The sequence below is a fragment of the Streptomyces sp. NBC_00503 genome (assembly GCF_036346895.1).
GTDB lineage: Bacteria > Actinomycetota > Actinomycetes > Streptomycetales > Streptomycetaceae > Streptomyces.
Window position 1 is genome coordinate 356,333 of sequence record NZ_CP107856.1, and the last position, 22,378, is coordinate 378,710.

12 protein-coding genes are annotated in these 22,378 nt (G+C 72.5%); 8 read left to right on the forward strand and 4 right to left on the reverse strand.

What is annotated here, in order from left to right; genetic code table 11:
- The first annotated feature begins 62 nt into the window (after positions 1 to 62).
- The 5 genes from OG490_RS38860 to OG490_RS38880 are packed head-to-tail and all read left to right on the forward strand — an operon-like array spanning position 63 to position 13,988.
- Positions 63 to 7,490 carry a beta-ketoacyl synthase N-terminal-like domain-containing protein gene (locus tag OG490_RS38860; protein WP_330301467.1) on the forward strand — a complete coding sequence of 2,476 codons (7,428 nt, stop codon included), beginning with the start codon at positions 63 to 65 and terminating at the stop codon, positions 7,488 to 7,490.
- Positions 7,491 to 7,526: 36 nt separating this feature from the next.
- A complete protein-coding gene (locus OG490_RS38865; protein WP_330301468.1) occupies positions 7,527 to 9,137 on the forward strand; it encodes a PfaD family polyunsaturated fatty acid/polyketide biosynthesis protein in 1,611 nt (536 codons plus the stop codon).
- On the forward strand, positions 9,134 to 10,855 hold the full coding sequence (locus tag OG490_RS38870; RefSeq protein ID WP_330301469.1) for an acyl-CoA dehydrogenase family protein: 1,722 nt from the start codon (positions 9,134 to 9,136) through the stop codon (positions 10,853 to 10,855). Before OG490_RS38865 ends, OG490_RS38870 begins: the two co-directional genes overlap by 4 nt.
- The gene (locus tag OG490_RS38875) at positions 10,855 to 12,651 is read left to right on the forward strand and encodes an acyl-CoA dehydrogenase family protein (protein WP_330301470.1); all 1,797 of its coding nucleotides are present in this window, start codon (positions 10,855 to 10,857) and stop codon (positions 12,649 to 12,651) included. Before OG490_RS38870 ends, OG490_RS38875 begins: the two co-directional genes overlap by 1 nt.
- A gap of 35 nt (positions 12,652 to 12,686) precedes the next feature.
- Positions 12,687 to 13,988 (forward strand): NAD(P)/FAD-dependent oxidoreductase, encoded by a 1,302-nt coding sequence (locus OG490_RS38880; protein ID WP_330301471.1) that lies wholly within the window; start codon positions 12,687 to 12,689, stop codon positions 13,986 to 13,988.
- Here OG490_RS38880 and OG490_RS38885 read toward each other — a convergent pair.
- A complete protein-coding gene (locus OG490_RS38885) occupies positions 13,969 to 14,637 on the reverse strand; it encodes a MerR family transcriptional regulator (protein WP_330301472.1) in 669 nt (222 codons plus the stop codon). The genes OG490_RS38880 and OG490_RS38885 overlap by 20 nt on opposite strands.
- 86 nt (positions 14,638 to 14,723) lie before the next feature.
- On the opposite strand from OG490_RS38885, the gene OG490_RS38890 reads away from it, so the two are divergent.
- Entirely contained in the window at positions 14,724 to 15,140 is a 417-nt protein-coding gene (locus tag OG490_RS38890) for a DUF3291 domain-containing protein (RefSeq protein ID WP_443066023.1), read from the forward strand.
- A gap of 181 nt (positions 15,141 to 15,321) precedes the next feature.
- A complete protein-coding gene (locus OG490_RS38895) occupies positions 15,322 to 16,788 on the forward strand; it encodes an MFS transporter (protein ID WP_330301473.1) in 1,467 nt (488 codons plus the stop codon).
- A 90-nt stretch (positions 16,789 to 16,878) separates the two neighbouring features.
- On the opposite strand, the gene OG490_RS38900 is transcribed toward OG490_RS38895, so the two are convergent.
- Positions 16,879 to 17,712 carry a 4'-phosphopantetheinyl transferase family protein gene (locus OG490_RS38900; RefSeq protein ID WP_330301474.1) on the reverse strand — a complete coding sequence of 278 codons (834 nt, stop codon included), beginning with the start codon at positions 17,710 to 17,712 and terminating at the stop codon, positions 16,879 to 16,881.
- A gap of 47 nt (positions 17,713 to 17,759) precedes the next feature.
- A complete protein-coding gene (locus tag OG490_RS38905; protein ID WP_330301475.1) occupies positions 17,760 to 19,538 on the reverse strand; it encodes an acyl-CoA dehydrogenase in 1,779 nt (592 codons plus the stop codon).
- A 287-nt stretch (positions 19,539 to 19,825) separates the two neighbouring features.
- On the opposite strand from OG490_RS38905, the gene OG490_RS38910 reads away from it, so the two are divergent.
- Complete coding sequence (locus tag OG490_RS38910; protein WP_330301476.1) at positions 19,826 to 20,587, forward strand: thioesterase II family protein; 762 nt, start codon at positions 19,826 to 19,828, stop codon at positions 20,585 to 20,587.
- Between the two features lie 28 nt (positions 20,588 to 20,615).
- Here the strand turns inward: OG490_RS38910 and OG490_RS38915 are convergent, their stop codons facing one another.
- A complete protein-coding gene (locus OG490_RS38915) occupies positions 20,616 to 22,367 on the reverse strand; it encodes an FAD-dependent oxidoreductase (RefSeq protein ID WP_330301477.1) in 1,752 nt (583 codons plus the stop codon).
- Positions 22,368 to 22,378: the final 11 nt, after the last annotated feature.

The window sequence follows — 22,378 nt, forward strand, 5'->3', positions numbered from 1 at the left end:
GGTACTCGTCCCACGCGAGCCGTCCGGGCCGGCCGCCCCTCAGAAGGGACCCCAAAGCTCTCATGAGCAAGTACGCGATCGTCGGCCTCTCCTGCCTGTTCCCGGGAGCTGAGACCCCTGCCGAGTTCTGGCAGAACCTCAGCTCCGGGGTGGACAGCCGCAGCGAAGGCGGGGAGGAGGTCTTCGGCCCCGCCCTCGACAACCGGGACACCGACCCCCAGCACGAGATCTACTGCCGTCGGGGCGGCTTCATCACCGACTTCGACTTCGACCCCTCCGGCTACCTCCTCGACCCCGGCCACCTGTCGGGGCTCGACCGGATCTTCCACTGGTCCATGCACGTGGCCAGGGAGGCGCTGCGCGACAGCGGACACGCGGACCGCCCCGAGATACTGGCGCGCACCGGTCTGATCCTGGGCAACTACTCCTTCCCCACCCTCGCTTCGGCCGAGGTCAGCGTGCCGCTGGTGCAGGAGGCCGTACTGGAGGGCCTGCGCCAGGGCGGCCACCCGGCCCTCGGCGCCCTCGCGCCGGGCGGCTCGCAGATCGACGCCAAGGCGCTGAACCCCGAGGACCTGCGTCCCAGCGGCTCCCCGGTCGGTGTGACCGCGACCGCGCTCGGTCTCGGCGGCCCCCGTTACGCCCTCGACGCTGCCTGCTCCTCCGCCCTGTACGCACTGAAGCTGGCCTGCGACCACCTCGCGGCCGGTCAGGCCGACCTGGTCCTGGCCGGCGGCGTCTGCGCGCCGGACCCCACCCTGATCCACCTGTCCTTCTCGGACCTGCAGGCGTACCCGCGCGACGGGTTCAGCCAGCCCTTCGACTCCCGCTCCGGCGGCATCCTCACCGGCCAGGGCGCGGGCATGGTCGCGGTCAAGCGGCTGGCGGACGCCCAGCGCGACGGCGACCGGGTCTACGCCGTGATCGACGGCATCGGCCTGACGAACGACGGCGCCGGACGCCACCTGCTGGTCCCGCAGGGCGGCGGCCAACTGCAGTCGTACGAACTCGCGTACGCGCAGGCCGGCATCGACCCGGCCGGCATCGACTACCTGGAGTGCCACGCCACCGGCACGCCCATCGGCGACGTCACCGAGGCCGGATCGGTGGCCGAGTTCTTCGGCGCCGCCGGCCGGGTGCCGCTGATCGGCTCGGTCAAGGGCAACATCGGCCACCTGCTCACCGTGGCCGGGCTCAGCAGCATGCTCAAGGTCATCCTCTCGATGGGCAACGGCCGCATCCCGCCGACGATCGGCGTGGAGCAGCTGGTCTCCTCCAAGGACGGCGCGGTCGGCGAGGGCACGCTGGTGCGCTCGGCCCGCGACTGGCCCGAGGGCGAGGGCCCGCGCCGCGGTGCGGTCTCCGCCTTCGGCTTCGGCGGCACGAACGCGCACGTGATCCTCTCCGAGCAGGACCCGCAGGCGGCCGCGGCCGAGGCGGGGGCCGAGGCCCACCTGCCCGCCCTCGACGTCGTGGGGCTCGGCGCGCACTTCGGTGCGCTGGGCTCCGTAGAAGAGTTCGAGCGGGCCGTGCACCACGGCTCCGACGCGCTGGTCCCGCTGCCCGAGCGCCGCTGGCGCGGGCTGGACCAGACCCGGGGCGGCTCGCTGGAAACCGCGACCGGGGTGTCGCCCGACGCGCTGCCGCAGGGCGCCTTCGTCGACGGGGTCGGCATCGACCCGGTCGACCAGAAGATCCCGCCGGCGGACCTGCGTACGTACAACCTGCAGCACGCGCTGGCCACCAAGGTCGCCGACGAGGCGCTGCGGGACGCCGGCTACAGCCGTGCCGTCCCGGCCGGGCGCACCTCGCCCGAGCCGCGCCGGGTCGCGGTGGTGGTGGCGATGGAGATGGAGCCCACCACCCACCTGCGGCTGTCCCGCTACACGCTCGGGCCGTTCCTGCGCCAGGAGTTCGAGCGGGCCGGGGTGCCCGTCGACGAGGAGCAGCTGGCCGCGCTGACGGCCGTGGGCCGCGACGCGGTGGTCGACCCGATCACCGCCAACGAGGTCCTGAGCTACATCGGCAACGTCATGGCCAGCCGGATCTCCTCCCTGTGGAACCTGACCGGCCCCTCCTTCACCGTCTCCTCCGACGGTTCGGGCACCGCCGAGGCGCTGGAGGTCGCGCGGCTGCTGCTGCTCGACCCGAGCATCGAGTCGGTCCTGGTCGGCGCGGTGGACCTGGCGGGATCGGCGGAGAACCTGCTGCTGACGCCCGAGGTGGTGGCCGAAGCCGGCCTGACCTTCGGCGAGGGCAGCCGGGGCCGCCGCATCGGCGAGGGCGCGGGTGCCATCGTCGTCACCCGTCCCGGCGAGTCGAAGTCGACGGTGTACGCACGCCTCGAATCGATCGCCATCCGGCACGCGGCCCCGGTCGACGGCGCCCTGCCCGAGGCCGACGCCGCCACCCTGACGGCCGCGGCCGAGGCCGCGCTGACGGCGGCGGGCGTCACGGCCGCCGACATCGGCTACCTGGAGGCCCACGCGGGCGGTACGGCGGCCGCGGACCGGGCCGAGATCTCGGCGCTGTCCCGGGTGTACCCCGCCGAGAACGCCAGTGTGGCCCTCGGCAGCGCCAAGGCGCAGATCGGCGACGCCGGTTCGGCGGCGGGCATGGCCGGGCTGATCCGGTCCGTGCTGAGCCTGCACCACGGCTATCTGCCGGGTACCCGCGGCTGGAGCCGTCCGGCCGAGGAACTGGCCGGGGACTTCGCCGCTTCGGCGCTGTACGTTCCCGACGCCTCGCGTCCCTGGCTGCGGGCGGCGAAGAACGACCGCCGGTACGCGGCCATGAGCTTCATCGGCGGCAGCGGCGCCCACGGGCACCTGGTGCTCTCGGCGGACACCACCCGCGGCTCGGTCGCGGTCTCCGACTGGCGGCGCGCGGACGGACCGGTGCTGCTGCCGCTCGCCGCGGACAGCCTGGACGACCTGCTCACCCTGATCGCACTCCACCGCGACCTGCTCCAAGAGGGCCGCGATCCCTACGAGTTGGGCCACGCGGCGGCCGCCAACCTGCGGGGCAGGGCGCTGCGCGTGGTGCTGGTCGGCAAGGACGCCGACGAGCTGCGGGCCCAGCTGGACCTGGCCTCGCGCGACCTGCCGGGGGTGTACGCCAAGGAAGGCGAGTGGGCCACCCCGGTCGGCAGCTTCTTCACCGCCCGCCCGATCGGCCCGGACGGCAAGGTCGCGCTGGTCTACCCCGGCGCGTTCAACTCGTACCCGGGGCTCGGCCAGGACTTCTTCCGGGCCTTCCCGGGTCTGCTGGACCGCTTCGAGGGCCAGACGGACGAGCCGGCCCGGCTGATCCGCGCCGCGCAGCTGTACCCGCGCACCCAGGTCACGCCCGGGCGCCGGGAGCTGATGGGCATCGAGGCGGGGCTGGGCGAGGACATCCCCTTCATGCTCGCCACCGGCACCAGCTTCTCGATCCTCTACACGGACCTGCTCCGTGAAGTGCTGGGCATCACCGCGCACGGCGGATTCGGCTACAGCCTGGGCGAGTCGAGCATGCTGTTCGCCACGGGCGGCTGGCGTCCGGAGGGCCGTACCGACGGCCTGATCAGCAACACGCCGATCTTCAAGGACCGGCTGTGCGGTCCGCGCCGCACCGTGCGCGAACTGTGGGGACTGCCCGAGGACACCCCGGACGCGGACGTGTGGGCCAGCCATGTGCTGCTCACCGACGCGGCCACCGTGCGCGAGGCGCTGACCCGCTACGACCGGGTGTACCTGACGCACGTCAACACGCACACCGAACTGGTGATCGCCGGCGAGCCGGCCCAGTGCCGCGCCCTGATCAAGGAGCTGGGCTGCCCCTCGGCGCGCTCCCCCGTCAACGTCGTGATGCACTGCCCGGCCGTGGACGCGGAACTGGAGGGCCTCGCCGGTCTCAACGACTACCCGACGGGTTCGACCGGCGATCTGGAGCTGTTCAGCGCGTACGACTACGAGGCGCTGTCCGGCATCGACCGCCAGGAGATCTCCCGGCGCATCGCACACACGCTGCGCTCCGAGATCGACTTCCCCCGTCTGGTGCAGGGCGCCTACGACCGCGGTTTCCGCTACTTCCTGGAGGTCGGCCCGAGCTCGACCTGCTCGCGGTGGGTCAAGGACACGCTCGGCGACTCCGCACACGTGGCCGTGTCGGTGGACCGGCGCGGAGTGCCCGCCGCCAAGTCGATCGCCCAGCTCGTGGCGCGGCTGGTCGGCCACGGTCTCGACGTCGATCTGACGCCGCTGCTGGGGACCCCGCGGGCCACTGCCTCGGTCTCCTCCGCCCGTGCCTCCCGGTTCAAGGTCGGCGGTGCCCGGCCCGTCCCGGCGCGCATCGCCGCAGAACTCGCCGCTCTCGCTTCCGGCGCGTCCTCCGCGTCGCCCGCCACCGCTCCCGTGCCCGTGTCCGCCACCACTCCGGCGCCCGCCGCCACCGCTCCGGTAGCAGCCACCGCCCCCGTCACCCCCGCACCCGTCCCGTCCGTACCGCCGGAGGACCCAAGCCTCATGCCTGCCGACCCGACCTTGGCCGACCCGGAGGTCATCGCCTTCGACGGCGAACCGATCTCCTTCCTTCCGTGGGCGCCTCCGGTGCCCTCCGCCGTCCAGCCGGCCGCCGACCCGGCGCCCCCGGTCCCCGCGGCATCCACGGCTCCCGACGCCGAACTCACGGTCCGTCCGGCTCCGGCCGCCCAGGCCCCGGTCCGCGCCGCTGCCGCCGCTCCGTCCGGCGCCACCGCTCCCTCCGACTCGGCCTCGCCCGCCGCCGATCTGGTCCGTGACATCCGGCGGCAGATGGTCGCCACCCACTCCGTGGTCATGGAGACCCAGCGGATCCTCCAGGACGCCACGCTCAGCCGGGCGGAGGCGCTCCTGGGCGTCCCCTCCGCGGTGCCGGCCGCCCTGCGCGGCGGCTCGGCGCCCGCACTGCCGCAGGCCGCCCCGCAGGCCCTGACCCAGGCCGCGCCGCCGGCCGCCGCACCGGCGCCCGCCGCCGTCCAGGCCCCGGCTCCTGCCCCGGCCGCTCCCGCGGCGCCCCGGATCGTGGAGGCGTCCGCCGTTCTCCCGCCCGCCGCTCCCTCCGCGCCCGCCGCCAAGGCGGACGGGGTGATCTGGGACGAGGCGGACCTGCTGGAGTTCGCCGTCGGCTCCGTCGCCAAGGTGTTCGGCCCCGAGTTCGGTGTGATCGACGGATACGCCCAGCGCGTCCGGCTGCCCGCGCCGCCGTACCACTTCGTCACCCGCGTCACCGAACTCAGCGGCACCACCCACGAGTTCAAGCCCGCGACGATCACCACCGAGTACGACGTCCCCGAGGACGCCTGGTACGCGGTCGACGGCGCCGTGCCGCCGGCCGTCACCGTCGAGGCCGGCCAGTGCGACCTGCTGCTGGTCAGCTACCTCGGGATCGACTTCAAGAACAAGGGCGACCGCGTCTACCGGCTGCTCGACAGCACGCTGATCTTCCGCGGCGAGCTGCCCAAGGTCGGCCAGACCCTGCGCTACGACATCTCGATCGACCGGTTCGTGCACAACGGCGACACCACGCTCTTCTTCTTCAGCTACAAGTGCTACGCCGACGGCGAGCTGATCCTCGAACTCCACAACGCCTGCGCCGGCTTCTTCAGCGCCGCCGAGCTGGAGACCCCGATCGGCGTCGTCATGACCGACAAGGAGAAGGCCCAGCGGGCCGCGCTCCCCCGCGGCTACTTCAAGCCCCTCGCCTACACCGACAAGAACCACCTGGACGCCGCCGACCTCGAGCTGCTCGCCCAGGGCCGCCCCGGTGACGTCTTCGGCCCCGACCACGCCCAGGACCCCGGCATCAACCCGGCGCTGCGGCTGCCGGACGAGAAGCTCCGGATGGTCGACGACGTCACGATCGACCGCAAGGGCGGTCCCCGCGGCCTCGGCAAGATCAGCGCGACCAAGCAGCTCCAGGCCGACGCCTGGTACTTCGAGTGCCACTTCCCGGACGACCCGGTCCTCGCCGGCTCCCTGGTGGCCGAGGGCGCGGTCCAGCTGCTCCAGGTCTACCTGCTGCACCAGGGCATGCACCTGACGCTGCCGGACGCCCGATTCCAGTGCGTCACGGACGTGCCGATCGAGGTCCAGGTCCGCGGCCAGATCACCCAGCAGCACACCGAGATCCGCTACGAGGTCGAGGTCATGGAGCTCACGCTCCTGCCCCGCGCCACGGTCATCGCGGACGTGCTGATCTACCTGGGCGACCTGCCCGTCATCCGGATGAAGGGCCTCGGCCTACAGGTCCTGGAGAAGAAGGGCACCCCGTACCGCCCGGAGGCCGGCGGCATCCCGAAGTTCCTCGGCCGCCGCAACCGCAGCGGCGAAGCCGCGATGATCAACGAGATGCACCTGGCGCACGCCGCCAAGGGCGAGCTGGACATCGCGATGGGACCGGAGTTCGAGGTCTACCGCACCAGCCGGGCGCCGTTCATCCCCAACGGCGCCTTCCAGTTCGTCGACCGCGTCATGTCCCTCAAGGGCACCCGCGGCAACCTGGGCCCCGGCTCGGAGATGGTCACGGAGTACGACTCCCCGCCGGACGCCTGGTACTACGAGCAGAACTCCTACCCCCACATGCCCAACGCCGTGTACATGGAGAGCTCCCTCCAGGCGGCCATCTTCCTCGGCTACTACCTCGGCGCCACCCTCAAGCGTCCCGAGGAGCAGTACGCGATCCGCAACCTCGACGGCCGGGCCACCCTGGTCAAGGACATCGACCTGCGCGGCAAGACCATCCGCCACCACTCCAAGCTGCTGATGACCAGCGCCGTCACCGGCGCCGTCCTGCAGAACTTCTCCTACGAGCTGTCCGCCGACGGAGAGGTCTTCTACACCGGCGAATCGCTCTTCGGCTACTTCAGCGACGCGGCCCTCTCCAACCAGGTGGGCCTGGACAACGGCAAGTACGTCGCCCCGTGGATCGAGACGGAGCAGGTCGCCCCGGACCGGATCCGCCGCATCGAGCTCCCGGCGGGCGCGCCGGCCTTCACCGACCCCACCGGCGGCCACCTGCACCTGCCCGGTGAGCGGTACGCGCTGGTCGACCGGGTCGACCTGGTCGAGGACGGCGGCCGGCACGGCAAGGGCTACCTGCACGGCCACCGCGAGATCCGCCCCGACGAGTGGTACTTCGAGTGCCACTTCCACCGCGACCCGGTGATGCCCGGCTCGCTCGGCGTCGAGGCGATCCTGCAGGCCATGCGGCTGTACGTGATGGAGGAGAACCTCGCGGAGGGCATCGAGAGGCCCCGGTTCGCGATGGCCACCGACGTGGAGATGGCCTGGAAGTACCGCGGCCAGATCCTGCGCCACGACAAGGAGCTCAACTTCGACGTGCACATCAAGGAGGTGCGCCGCGAAGAGGGGCGCCTGCTGCTCATCGCCGACGCGGAGCTTTCCAAGCCGGGCCTGCGCATCTACGAACTCACCGACGTGGCCATCGAGGTCCGTTCCACCGAGGCCTGACGGCCCGCCAGCTGAGCCCTAGGAGCTTCGTTCCCCATGGACACTCTCGAGACCCCTCTCCGGTGGTACGGAGAGCGCAACCCGAGCATCGACCCGGCCGGTATCTACCAAGTGCTGGCCGACCTCGAACACCCGTGTTTCATCACCGTCACCCGTGAGGGCATCGGTGCCGCCGCCGGCGGTTTCGCCACCGCCGACGGCGACGGCCTGCCGCTGCTCGCCGCCGCGCAGCCGCTCCCCCCGGAGCGGCTGGGCTCGGCCTCCTTCCTCGCCGCGCACGGCGTGCGCTACGCCTACATGGCCGGTGCGATGGCCGGCGGCATCGCGTCCGCCGACATGGTGATCGCCCTGGCCAAGGAGGGGTTCCTGGCCTCCTTCGGGGCCGCCGGACTGCTGCCCGAGCACATCGAGAAGGCACTGACCCGGTTCGCCGCCGAGATCCCCGGACTGCCCTTCGCCGTCAACCTGATCCACAGCCCCAGTGAGGACCGGCTGGAGCGGGAGGCCGTCGAGCTCTTCCTGCGCCACGGGGTGCGCTGCGTGGAGGCGTCCGCCTACATGGACCTCACCCCGCACGTGGTGCGCTACCGGCTGGCCGGCCTGCGCCGGGACGTCGACGGCCGGGTCGTCGCCGACAACCGGCTGATCGCCAAGATCTCCCGGACCGAGACGGCCAGCCTGTTCATGCGCCCGGCCCCGGCGGCCCTCGTCAACGCGCTGGTGCAGCAGGGCCTGGTCACCTCCGAGCAGGCCGAGCTGTCCCGCCATCTGCCGCTGGCCGACGACATCACCGTGGAGGCGGACTCCGGCGGCCACACCGACCGGCGCCCGCTGCCCGCGCTGCTGCCGACGATCCTGCGGCTGCGCGACACCATGCAGCGCGAGTACCACTACGCCACCGCGATCCGGGTCGGCGCGGGCGGCGGGCTGGGCACGCCCGTGGCGATCGCCGCGGCCTACGCGATGGGCGCCGCCTACGCGGTCACCGGCTCCGTCAACCAGTCCTGCCTGGAGTCGGGTGCCTCCACGGCGGCCAAGGCGATGCTCGCCGAGGCCGGGATCGCGGACTGCGAGATGGCTCCGGCGGCCGACATGTTCGAGATGGGCGTGGACCTCCAGGTCCTCAAGAAGGGCACCTTCTTCCCAATGCGGGCCCGCCGGCTGTACGAGCTGTACCAGGCGTACGACGGGCTGGAGTCGATCCCCGAGGCCGACCGGACCAAGCTGGAGACGCAGGTCTTCCGCCGTCCCCTGGAGGACGTCTGGCAGGAGTGCGTCAGCTACTTCTCGCGCCGCGACCCGGAGCAGCTGGAGCGCGCGGCCGGCAACCCCAAGCGCCGGATGGCCCTGGTCTTCCGGTGGTACCTGGGGATGGCCTCGCGCTGGGCGGTCACCGGTGACCCGGACCGCGCCATGGACTACCAGGTCTGGTGCGGTCCGGCGATGGGCTCCTTCAACGACTGGGTGACCGGCAGCTACCTCAAGACCCCCGGCAACCGCCGGGTGGCCGAAGTGGCCCACCACCTGATGCGGGGCGCCGCCTTCCACACCCGGCTGGCGCAGCTGCGCAACGCGGGCGTGCACATTCCGGCCACCGCCGCGGACTACCGCCCGGTGCCGCTGGAGACCTCGCCGGAGATGCCATGAGCCTTCTGACCCCGGAGGAACTGGAGGCGCTGCTCGGCGACCCCGCCGACGACGCCAACCCGTACGGGTTCGCCGCGGCCGTCGGCCGTGACGAGCGCGAGGAGTTCCCGGCCGAGTTCTGTGCGGAGCTGGCCGGGGCGGGGTTCCACCTCAACTACCTGCCCAAGGAATGGGGCGGGGCGTTCGAGTCGTTCGACCGCAGTCTGACCCTCGTGCGGTCGGCGGCCCGGCGGGACGTCAACATCATGCCCGGCACGATGTTCAGCATCATCGCGGCGACCTGCCTCCAGCTGCACGGGACGGTGGAACAGCAGCAGCTGGCCGCCGAAATCCTGCGCGGCGGGGGCGCCGTGGGCTTCGCGCTCACGGAGGCGGAGCACGGCAGCGATCTGCTGACCAACCAGGTGCGGCTGAGCCCCGAGGGGCTGCTGGACGGCGAGAAGTGGATGGTCGGGCTCGGCATGCGGTGCGAGGCGGTCTACGTGATCGCCCGCACCGGCGAGCGCGGCCCCGGCGCCTTCTCGGCGGTCCTGCTGGACCTCCGGGAGGTGCCCGAGGGGCGCCTCGAGCGCGTTCCCGCCGCCCGTACCAACGGAATGCGCGGGATCGACCTGGCCCGGCTGCGCTTCACCGGGTTCCCGGTGCCGGACGGCGCCCGGGTCGGCAAGGAGGGCGAAGGACTGGAGGCGGCCGTCAAGGCGCAGCAGGCGGTCCGCCTGATGAGCATGGCCGGCAGCCTGGGCATCGCGGACAGCGCCGTCCGCCTCGCCCTGGACTTCGCCGTGGAGCGCAAGGTGGGCCGTACGGTGCTGACCGCCTCGCCGTGGCCGCGCCGCGAGCTGTCGGTCGCCACGGCCGCGCTCCTCGCCGCGGACGTGGCCTCGCTGACCGCGGCGCGCGGGGTGCACGTGGTGCCGGAGGCCTTCTCGGTCTGGGCCCTCGCCGCCAAGCACGTGGTGGCGGAGGCCTCGGACGAGCTGATCCGGCGGGCCGGAGCGGTGCTGGCCACCCGGTCGGTGCTGCGGGAGGGCGAGGGCGGGGCGGGCCTGTTCCAGAAGCTCCAGCGGGACTCGGCGGTGGTCCGCGTGATCGACGCGAGCACGCTGGCCAACCTGAAGTCCTACGCCGGCCAGGTGCCCACCCTCACCGAGGGTGCGGCCCCGGCCGATCCGGCGGCGGTGGCCACCGTGTTCACCCTGGACGCGGTACTGCCCCCGTACGAGCCCTCCCGGCTCGACATGTTCGCCCGCGGCGTGGACCCCGTCCTCGCCGCGCTCCCGGAGGCGGCCGCGGCCGTCTCCGAGGCCCTGGCCGGGGACGAGGACGGCACCCCCGTGGCCGCCCTGGTGGCGGAGCTCGCCGCGGCCGTCGCCGGCCTCGGCGAGCTGACCCGGGCGGCCCGGCTGCCCGGCGCGGACCCGAACGCCCTGGTGGACGCGGCCGAGCGGTACGCGTGGCTGCACACCGCCGGCTGCGCCGTCCACCTGTGGGCGGCCAACCGCGACCGGTCGCTGTACGGAACGGAGCCCGGCAGCGCCGGCTGGCTGGGCGCGGTGCTCGGCTATCTGCTGGCGCGCGCCGACGGCACGGACCCGCGCGGGCGGGGCGCCGTACTGGCGCCCGGGCTCGACGCGGTCCTCGCGCTGCGGGCGTCGGGCCGGCTGTTCACCGCCCTGCCCGTCCGGCTGGCCACCACGACCCGACAGGAAGAGTCCTGATGTCCAAGTCCGATCTGACCGCACTGGCCGCGGAACTGGAGGAGTACCTCGGCGACCCGCACGACCCGGGCAGCCGGATCTCCTTCAACAGGGTGCTGGACCACGACGAGCACGAGGAGTACCCGTTCGGGTTCGTCAGCCAGCTCCGGCGCTGGGGCGTGCACGAGTACTCACTGCCCGCCGAGCAGGGCGGCCGGGCCGGCAACGTGGAGACCGGGTTCAACCTGATGCGGCTGGTCGCGCGCCGCGACTCGACCACCGCCACCGCGCTGGTGATCACCAACCTCAGCTTCATGCCGGTGTGGATCGCGGGCACCGACGAGCAGAAGAGCCGGCTGATCGCGCACATGAAGCGGGGCGGCGGGCTCTCCTGGGGGCTGACCGAACGCGCCCACGGCAGCGACCTGATCGCGAACGAGATGGTCGCCGAGAAGACCGAGGGGGGCTGGCTGCTCACCGGCGAGAAGTGGCTGATCGGCAACGCCACGGTCGCCGACACGATGGTCCTGTGCGCCCGTACCGGCAAGCGCAACGGCCCCGGGGCGTACTCCCTCTTCATCCTGGACAAGTGGCAGGTGAAGGCCGATGCGGTCGAAGAGCTGCCGGTCGAGAAGCTGCACGGGCTACGGGCGCTCGACCTCAGCGGCCTGAAGCTCAAGGGCGCCTTCGTGCCCGACTCCGCGCTGGTCGGTGGCGAGGGCCAGGGGCTGGAGATCGCGCTGAAGTCCACGCAGGTGGCACGCGCCGTGATCAGCAGCCTGTCGATGTCGGCCGTCGACACCGGGCTGCGGCTCACCCTCGACTTCACCGAGCAGCGGGTGCTGTTCGGCGGAGTGGTCAGCGACGTCCCCTACAGCCGCCGCCAGCTGTGCGAGGCGTTCGCCGACCTGATGATCGCGGACGCGCTGAGCCTGGGCGCGGTCCGCAGCATCCAGGCCGCGCCGGAGCAGCTGAGCATCTGGTCGTCGGTGGTCAAGTACCTGGCGCCGACGCTGCTGGAGAAGACCATGTCGCAGCTGAACGTGGTCCTGGGGGCGCGCTACTTCCTGCGCGCCCACCCGCACTACGGGCCGTACCAGAAGATGCTGCGCGATCTCCTGGTCGCCAACATCGCGGACGGCAACACCGTGGTGAACCTGCGCAACATCGGGCAGCAGCTGGAGGGCCTGCTGGCCACGGCCGGCAGCGCGACGCAGGAGGTCCGCGACGGAGCGGCCGAGCGTGCCGCCACGCTGTTCGGCATGGACCGCGAGCTGCCGGTCTACGACGGTTCCCGGCAGGAGCTGTTCAGCCGTGGCGGCCTGGACGACGCGGTGCTGGCCGGCCCCGACGGGGTGCGCCGGCTCCGGGAGATCGCGAAGGACGCGAAGGAGGCGGACCGCGAGCGACTGCTGGCCGCGGCGGACGTCGCCGAGGAGATGATCGGCCGGATCGGTGTGCTGGCCTCGAAGGCCGCCGAGCTCAAGGCCCGGCTGGGCCGCGGCTTCGGGCAGTCGGCGGAGCTGTTCGACCTGTCCAAGGAGTACTGCCTGGTGCACGCCGCAGCGGCGGTCGTGCTCACCTACGTTCACTCGCACGAGGCGCTCGAGGACCCGCTTCCCAGCGCCGCTCTACTGCTGCTCCAGTTGGAGCGCGTACGCAGGGAGTTGTACCCGCACGAGGCGGTCACGGACCAGTCCGTGATCGACGACGTGATGCAGGTGCTGCGGCATCTGCACCGGGAGAACCGGCTGTTCTCGCACTGGCAGTTCCCGCTTGCAGAGCGCGTCACCGACCTCTCCGCCGCCCGCACCTGACACCGCCGTTGAACCTGACTGTGAAGGACTCTCCCATGTCGCAGAATCCCACTCCCCGCGTCGCGGTCGTCGGCGCAGGCGTCGCCGGGATCTCCGCCGCCTACCACCTGCGGGACCACGCCCAGATCACGATCTTCGAACGGGAGGACCGGCTCGGCGGCCACGCCAACACCGTCGAGGTGGAGGAGAACGGCAAGGTCCTCGGGATCGACACGGCCTTCGTCGTCTTCAACCGTCCCGCGTACCCGAACCTGTTCGGCTTCTTCGACGAGCTGGGCGTGGAGGCGGTCGAGCACCTCGGCGGCTTCAACTTCTTCGACCTGAACAGCGGGCTGGAGTACGGCACCGAGGAGCTCGACCTGAGCGAGGAGGAGGTCACCGCCCGCTACTCGGAGGAGTTCGTCACCATCTGGCACGAGGCCCGCCGCTTCCACGAGGAGGGCCGCCGCGACTTCCTGCGCAAGAAGGCGGACATCCCCCTCGGCGAGTACCTCGACCGCGGGAACTACAGCCAGGCCTTCCGCTACTCCTACGTGATCCTGCTCTGCTCGGCCGTGTGGTCGGTACCGGCCGAGCTGATCTGGGAGATCCCCGCCTCGACCGTGATCGCGTTCTACCTGGGCCACGACGAGGGCGGCCTCGGCGGGCGCCGCGTGGACTGGCGCACCGTCGGCGGCGGCTCCATCTCCTACGTCCGCAAGGCGATCGCCGCGATCGGCGCCGAGCTGCGCACGGCCGAGCCGGTCACCGCGATCCACCAGGCGGAGGACGGCTCCGGGGCCACCGTCACCACGGCGAACGGCAGCGAGCAGTTCGACTACGTCATCGTGGGCGCCCACGCCGACGAGGCCCTCGCGCTGCTGGCCAACCCGAGCCCGCGCCAGAAGGAGGTGCTGACGCCCGTCCGCTACAGCTCCTCGCGCGTGGTGCTGCACACCGACCCGTCGGTGATGCCTCCGACCAAGGACCGCTGGGAGGCGTGGAACTACGGCCAGGTCGAGGCGGGCGGCGAGGCGCGCCAGTACGTCGCCTACTACATGAACAAGCTGCACGGCTTCACCGCCGAGAAGGACTACTTCGTCACCCTCGACTACCCGCTGGAGGTCGACCAGGAGACGGTGATCGCGGAGTTCCCGTACACCCACCCGATCATCGACATCAACGTCCGCAACCTCCAGGCGGACATATACAACGTCAACGAGGGCACGCGGGTGAAGCTGGCCGGCTCCTACTTCCACTCCAAGAAGCTGGGCTGGGACCAGATCGGCTCGCACGAGGCCGGGTTCTCCTCGGGCGCCGAGGCCGCGGCCCAGCTGATCAAGGAGCTGCGGGGCTGATGTCCGCGGAAGGGCCGCGGCGGCGGACGGCCGACTGGTGTTCCTGCGCGAGCCGGCGCAGGGCCATCAGCACCGGTTCCAGGAGGAACGTCAGCACCAGGGCGCGCTCGGCCTGTTCGAGCGGGTCCGCCAGGTCCTGGATCCCGTCGAGGTCCACGGAGGCGATCTGCCCGGCGAGTTCCGCGTACGGGACCAGTTTCTTCCAGTCGTACTCGATACCGAGGTCGCCCAGCGTCTCCAGAGTCTCGGCGATGACCCCCTTGGTGGGGGCGTTGTCCGAGACCTCCCACCCCAGGGAGTCCAGGAGGGCGTCGACCTCGGCCATGCGGGGCCGCGGCGGCTCCGCCCCGGCCTGCGCGGCCGCGGCGGCGCCCGCCGTTCCCGCGGAGCCGAGGACGATGCCGAGGAGCTGGTGGACATCCCCCTCGTGTTCACCGATCCCGCCGAGTACGTCCTTGGCGGCGCTGACGCTCAGCCCCCGGACCCCGACCAGGGCCCGGACGAGCCGGAGCCGCCGGGCGTGCGACTCGTCGTAGTCCGCCTGGTTCGCGGCCGTGGGACGGCCGGGCGGAAGCAATCCCTCGCGGAGGTAGTACTTGATGGTCGTGACCGGCACCCCGCTGCGGCGGCTCAACTCGGAGATGCGCATCTCATCCTGCTCTCGACTAGCTATTGGTCAGTTCCACTCTCTACTATGGATACTGCCACTCCCCAATACTGAAGGCGAGAGTTACGGTGCCGAAACTTTCCTGGAAGAGCAGCAAGCCGCTCCCCACCGACACCCGGGTGTACGTCATGGCCTCGCGCTTCGAGGTGAAGTCCGGCTCCGACGTCCCGCGCTTCTTCCTGCGCGCCCTCTCCGCCTGGGCCCAGCTGAAGACCTCCCCGGGAGCGGTCGAGGCCTCGCTGATCGCCCAGCCCCTCAAGCGCACCTTCTGGACGCTGTCCGCCTGGGAGAGCCGCGACGCGGTCTACGCCTACGCCAGGGCGGAACCGCACCGCAGCATCATGGGCGAGCTCCGCTCCACCATGCGCACCTCCGTCTTCACCTTCTGGGAGCTTCCGCCGGGCGGCCTTCCGCTCGACTGGACCGATGCCAGGAAGCGCCTCGACGAGCAGTTCCTCGCGGACTCCGCCAAGACCGACTCGTGACCCGCACGTCCCGATTCCCGGTCGCGCCCCCCACTCCTGGCCGCGTCCCCCTCAACACTCCCGGCCCGGGGAACCCCCGCCCCGGGCCGGGCTCCCACAGCCGCGCCGCCCAGTGCCTCCGATCGCCCTCCCACCCCGCGGGGACCCCGCGGGTGACCCCTTCTCTTCTGGAGAACCCCTTATGAGCACGCTAGATGGCGGCGCGACTCGCCGCGTCCCGCTGTGGCTGTCGATCGTGGCGGCCAGCGTCCCGATGTTCATGGTCGCGCTTGACAACCTCGTGGTGTCCACCGCCCTGCCCACCCTCGCCCGTGAACTGAAGGCGGACACGCAGGACCTGCAGTGGTTCGTCAACGCCTACGTGCTGGCGTTCGCCTGTCTGCTGCTCACCGGAGCCGCCCTCGGCGACCGCTTCGGCCGCCGCAAGGTGTTCGTCCTGGGCATCACGATCTTCACGCTGTCCTCCATCTACTGCGGCCTCTCCGACTCCACCACCGAGCTGATCACCGGCCGCGCCCTCCAGGGCATCGGCGCAGCCGCCGTCATGCCCCTGTCGATGACCCTGCTCGCGCAGGCGGTCCCCGCCAAGAAGCGCAGCCTGGCCCTCGGCCTGTGGTCCGCGTTCAGCGGCCTCGCCGTGGCCTTCGGCCCGGTCGTCGGCGGCGCCGTGGTCGACGGCATCGCCTGGCAGTGGATCTTCTGGATCAACGTCCCCGTCTGCGTGATCGCCATTCCGCTGGTGCTCAAGGTCCTCGACGAGAGCAAGCTGGCCGGAGCCCGGCTGGACCCGCTGGGCATGGTGCTGGCCACCGGCGGCCTGACCGCCGTGGTCTGGGCGATCGTCAACGGCTCGGAGGACGGCTGGAGCGACGGCCGCATCCTGAGCGCGTTCGCCGGCGGCGCCGTGCTGCTCGTGGCCTTCGTGCTCTGGGAGGCCCGCGCCGCCCAGCCGGTGCTGCCGCTGGGCCTCTACCGACTCCGCGCCTTCGTCATGACCAACATCGTCTCCGCGACGATGTACTTCGGCGTCTTCGGCTCGATCTTCCTGCTGTCCCAGTACCTCCAGATCGCCCCGCACCGCACCCCGTTCCACGCCGGCCTGCTGACCCTGGCCTGGACCCTGATGCCGATGTTCATCGCCCCGCTGGCGGGCGCGTTCACCGACCGGGTCGGCGGCGGCCGCCTCATGGCGCTCGGCCTCTTCCTCCAGGCGGCGGGCCTCGCCTGGATCAACCTGGTGGCCACCGACAACACCCCGTACTCCCACATGTTCGCGGCCATGATGCTCGGCGGCGCCGGCATGGGCTTCGCCTTCGCCCCGACCGCCGCGGTCGTCCTCGGCTCGGTCTCGCAGGACATGCAGGGCAAGGCCTCGGGCGCGAACACCACCTTCCGGGAGATCGGCGGCGCGCTCGGCATCGCCGTGCTCTCCACGGTCTTCGTGCGCAACGGAAGCGCCGCCAGTGCTCAGCAGTTCGTGGACGGAATGCACCCGGCCGTCTGGGTCGGCGTGGTCGTGGTCTTCGTCGGCGGCCTGTTCGCCCTGGCCATCCCGCGCAATGTGGCGCCGCCCGCCGACGCGCAGGACTCCGACGCTTCCGAAGCCGGGAGCGAGGAGGCCCGTACCCCGGCCGTGAGCACGGTCTGACAGCCCCGCCGCGGACCCCGCACCCCGCACGTCACGAGCCCGGCCGACGATCCGTCGGCCGGGCTCGTACGCGTCCCCGCGCGCGGCGGGTCAGCCCGTGAAGAGGGCGTCCTCCACCGCGTCCATGAAGGCCCCGTCCAGCATCGTGTGCACGGTGGTGTCCTTGGCCGTGTCCAGTCCGGTGTCGTGGCAGGCGGTGCTGAGCAGGTAGCGGCCACCGAGCACTTGGTGGGTGGAGAAGGCCCATTCCCCTTGGGCGGCCGGGGTCCCGTCCGGGCCGAGGAGGCCTCCGCTCTCCAGCCCGAAGCCGAATTCGGTGAAGCCCAGTTGCAGCCCCTGGCCCAGAGCCTTGGTGTACGCCTCCTTCAGGGTCCACAGGCGCAGCAGTTCGGAGGCCTGCCGGTCCTGGGACATCCGCTCCAGCTCGGCGTGTTCGGCGGGGGTGCACATGTGCCCGCGCAGCAGTTCGTAGGACATCCTGCGGTCGGCCGGCTCCACGTCCACGCCGATCCGGCCGGTGCGGCCGACGCCGACCGCGATCAGGTCGTCCGTGTGGCTGAGGCTGACGTCGATCTGGTCGAGGCCCCGGATGAAGGGGCGGCCTCCGAGCTTGTACGCGAGGTCGAGTCCGGCGGGCGCGGTGCGCAGCGCGGCGGCGGCCGTGTACTTGATGATCATCCGGGACGTGACGAAGCGGTAGCGGACGGCGGTGTCCGCCGTGTTGCGGTAGCGCTGCCAGTCGCGGCCCAGCAGCGGGCGCAGCTCCGGGTCGGCCAGGGCCGAGGTCAGCCATTCCCCCCAGGTGGCGTACACGACGGCGCTGCCGTTGTTGTCCAGGGCCTCGTGCACCGCGTCCCACGGGCCGTCGGGCCCGGGGACGTGCACGGGCGGCGCGATACGGGGCGGATCCGGCTGGTCCTGCATGGGGAATCGTTCCTCCTGAGCGTTGTGCCGAAGGTCGTGGGGCGCGGTCACCGCACCAGCTCTCGGCCGTCGAGGTCGCAGCTGAAGCCCCCGCGGTAGCGGCGGACGAGTTCGTCCAGCACCTGCTCCAGGCAGCCGTCGGGCAGTTCGGGTACGGCGATGCCCAGTCGTCGGCCGAGCCGGGTCAGGGCCAGGACCGCCCAGGCGGGCTCGGCGAGGAACGGGTCCGAGCCGTCCTGGGCCTCCCAGACGCCGAGCACCGAGGCCGCGGCCAGGACCAGGGCGAAGCGGTCGCTGAGGACGACCACGGCGGGGTCGGTCAGCGCGGCCCGGCCGTCCGGGATGCGCAGGCACCGGGCCCGCAGGTCGCGCAGCTCGTTGACGAAGGTCTCGGCGAGCTCGCCGAGCACGGCCAGGTGGCCGCCGACGGCACGGCTGCCCGCGAGGCGGGCGGCCGAGCCGACCAGCGAGGCGGAGAGGAAGTCGTCACCGCTGGCGATGCCGAGCAACCGGTAGTCGAGCGCCGGCAGTTCGGCTCCGGCGCGGAACAGCTCCGGCGGCGCCTCCTCGGCGCGGAACCAGGAGCGCTCCGCCATGCTGCGCAGCTGGGGCACGATGACGGCCTGGCAGGCCGCCGTGCCCGCGTGGCCGAGCCCGGCCACCGGCAGGTCGCGCATCAGCTTGTCCAGGGACCCGTACTGCGGGCTGCCGTGCTCGTAGCCGTGCGAGCCGAGCACGGAGGACAGCGCCTCCAGGTCCTCGCGCAGCAGGTCCGGGACGACGTACTTGACGGCGGCGGCCAGCACGTGGGCGCGCTCGGGCAGCAGGCTGAGCGCGCGCAGCGCGACCGTGGCCATGCTGTCGCAGGCCAGCAGGTCGGCGAAGACCCCGGTGAGGGGCTTCTGCCAGCGGCGGACGGTACGCCCGTCGCGCCCGGCCGAAACCGCCCGGACCGCGGAGTGCAGGACGGTGTCGGCGGCCGCGACGGCGAGTCCGGGAATCAGGCAGCGGTTGACCTGGAAGGTCCGCAGGGCCAGGGCCACGCCTTCCCCGGGGCGACCGACCAGGGCGCCGGAAGGCACCGGGCAGCCGTTGAACTCCAGGCCGGAGAACAGCCCGCCGCGCATGCCGGGAGTGGGCACCCGGGGCAGCTGCTCCACCCCGCCGGCAGGCAGCTCGTCGGGGCGCAGCAGCAGTACGGAGTGGCTGCGGGGGCCGCGTTCGGGCGAAGTGCGGGCGTAGACGACGTACGCACCCGCACGGGACGCGTTCATGATGACGTCCTTGCGGCCGCTGAGGGTGTAGCCGACCGCGCCGGGGGTGGCGGTGAACTCGTCGCGCAGGATGGCGTTCGCGTGCGCGACCTCGTGGTGCAGGATCGAGACCCGCCCGCCGTCGAGCAGCAGCGCGGCCGTGTCGGCGCGCTGCCGGGGGGTCCCTGCGGCCCAGACGGCGGCGGTGCTGAAGAGCGAGGTGATGCCGTAGCCGAAGCCGAGGGCGACATCGCGGCGGAACACCGGACGCAGGGCCTTGACGAGCAGGTCGGCCCGGGTCAGCCGGCCGCCGAACTCGGCGGGGACGAACTCCGCGCCCAGCCCGCTCGCGGCGAGCAGCCGCTCGGTCGCGGCGGGCGGCTCGCACCGCTTGTCGGCGGCGAGGAGCTCGGCGATGCCGTGCGGGTTGGCCGGGTCGTACGGGTCTCCCAGGAGGGCGTCGAGCCGGGCGGCGCGCCGCAGGGCGGCTCTCTCCTCCTCGAGGGGACCGGCGGCCGGGCCTGCGGCGGCCCGCGTGCTGTGGATGGTCTCGGTGACCTCGGTGGTGGCCATGTGGCGTGGATCAGCTCCTTCGTCACGGGGCTCGGGCCGGGCGGAGCCACGGAGCGGGTCCGTGCCTGTGTACGGGCACCCGTCGTGGCGACGCGCGCTCGACCAGCGTGTCGGGACCGGCTCGACGTCCGGTCGAGCCCGCGTACAGCCCTGACCGGGGAACACCGGACGCGGCGGGCGCGCGAGCCCGTTCTCCCACTGGTCCGGTTCGAGGCGGCTTCGAAGCCCACTCGATCCGCGCGGGAGAAGCTGCGCGGATCAGCACCGGGCGAGTACGGGGAGCGAGCATGGGGACGACGACCGCGACCGGCACCTGGTTGCGCAGGTTCCATCCGGCCGACGACGCGACGGTCCGCATGGTGTGCTTCCCGCACTCGGGCGGCTCGGCCGCCTACTTCTTCCCGGTGTCCCGGGGGCTGTCACCCGACGTGGACGTCCTCAGCGTGCAGTACCCGGGCCGCGCCGAACGGCGCGCCGAGCCCTGTGTCACGGACGTCCGCGCGATGGCCGACCTGGTCGTCGACGAACTGCTGCCGTGGTGCGACCGGCCACTGGCCCTGTTCGGGCACAGCCTGGGCGGGATGGTCGCCTTCGAGGTGGCGCTGCGGCTCCAGGAACTGGGCACCCCGCCGGTGGCGCTGTTCGCGTCCGGCCGGCGCGCCCCCTCGGCGCACCGGGAGGAGCCGTACATGCACCTCGCGGCCGAGGACCACCTGATGGAGGTGGTCCTGGACCTCGGCGGAACGGGCGGAGCGAGCCGGAACCCGGCCGCCGAGCAACTGCTGCGCCTGGCCCTGCCCGCCCTGCGCGGCGACCTCCAGGCCGCCGAAACCTACCGCTACCGCCCGGGACCGCTGCTGACCTGCCCGGTGACGGTGCTCAACGGGGACGTGGACTCCCGGGTCACCCTGCGGGAGGCCACCGCCTGGCGCAAGCACACCGCGGCGGCCACCGAGTTCCGCTGGTTCCCGGGCGGCCACTTCTACCTCGACTCCCACCGGCCGGCCCTGCTCGACCTGCTGCGCGCCGCCCTGCTGCCCGCCCGCTGACCGGGGGGCCGTCAGCGGCGGCCCTCCCTCACGCGCGGCGCGGCTCGGACTCGCCGGTCAGCTGCGCCGAGGCGTCCGAAATCCGCGGGAGAGCCGGTACGGAGCCCCTGGCGCCCCGGATGTGCCGGACCTCCGCCAGCAGCCCCAGCGGCGCCAGCGCCCGCTCCAGGCCGAGCCGGGTCAGCCCCGACCCGCCCGCGGCCACGTAGCCGTCCGGCCTGATCAGCAGCCAGCCGCACGGCTCCAGCCCCAGCGAACGCCTCAACTGCCCGCTGGGGTCGGCCAGCGGTCCGGGCCCGCCCTCGCCGTCGCCCACGGTCCGTACCGACAGCCAGCGGCCGTACGAGGCCGCCGCGGACGCCGCGACGATCGACGCCTCGCCCGGACCTGCCTGCGCCCACACCAGCGACCAGCGGGTGTCGCGCAGTTCGGCGCGCAGCTCCGTAGAGCCCGGGTCGTCCGGGTGGAGGGCCGCGGCCGCGGCCGCCCGGGAACCCGCGGGCAGCCCCGTGCCCTCGCCGGGTGTGGTCAGCGGGCTCTCCGGATAGGCCAGGCGCAGTCCGGACATCCCGCCGAGGACCTTGCGCTGGATGGCGCGGCGCAGCGGCCGCACGTTGCGCACGACGGTGAAGACCACGGGCAGGGCCAGGCCGGCCAGGGCGTCCTTGAAGCGGTGCAGTTTGAACTGGACGAGGAAGGTGGCCTTGCGGGTCGAGCCGAGCAGCGCCTTGCCGACCGGCACGCGTTCCTGCCCGTAGGTGGCGAGGAGTTCGGCCCCCGCCTGGCCGCGGTCCACCATGGCGAGCTTCCAGGCGAGGTTGTACGCCTCCTGGACACCGGTGTTCATGCCCTGCCCGGAGGCGGGGCTGTGCACGTGGGCGGCGTCCCCGGCCACGAAGCAGCGGCCCTCGTCCATGCGCGGCACCATGCGCTGCTGGAAGGTGAAGACGGAGGTCCACTCGGGTTCCCCGACGTGCACCGGCCGGCCGAGCCCGGCACTGAGCTTCTCGGAGAAGCGGCGGGACACCTCCGCGCCGGACCCCGCCGGGTCGCCGGGGCGGCGTACGGGGGCGGTGTCGAGCAGACGCCACCGGCCGTCCTCGCGGTAGGGAACCATCATCAGGGCCTGTCCGCCGGTGTGCACCCAGTAGATGGTGTCGGGCGCCAAGTCCATCTCCACGGACGCGTCCGCGAGTTCCCAGGTCTCGCTGGACTCGCCGATCAGCGGCAGCTTCAGCTGTTTGCGCACGGTGCTGTGGCCGCCGTCGCACCCCACCAGCCAGGGCACCTCGTACTCCTCCACGGAGCCGTCGGGGTGCTCCAGGCTGGCCCGTACGCCGTCGCGGTCCTGTTCGAGGCCGGTCAGCCGCACGCCCCATTCGACGGTGACGCCGAGCCGGCCGACGGCCTCGCGCAGCAGCCCCTCGGTCCGGGTCTGCCCGATGACGACGGTGTACGGGAACCGGGTCGGCATCGACTCGTAGTCCGCTTCGAGGCGGACCAGGCGCCGGCCGCCGGCGTACATCGTGAAGGCCGCGTTCCTGCGGCCCTCGGCGAGCACCCCGTCCACGATGCCCATCTGGTCGAAGGTCTCCAGGGTGCGCGGGTGGACGGCCACGGCCCGGCTGGTGCGGGCCGGTCCCGGGGCGGCGTCGACCACGCGCACGCGCAGGCCGCGGCGGGCGAGTTCGTGGGCGGCGGTCAGGCCGACGGGGCCCGCCCCGACCACGAGCACCCGCTCCTTCCCGGGCTCGGACGGTGCGGCGGCGAAGGTTCGCATGGAGACTGCTC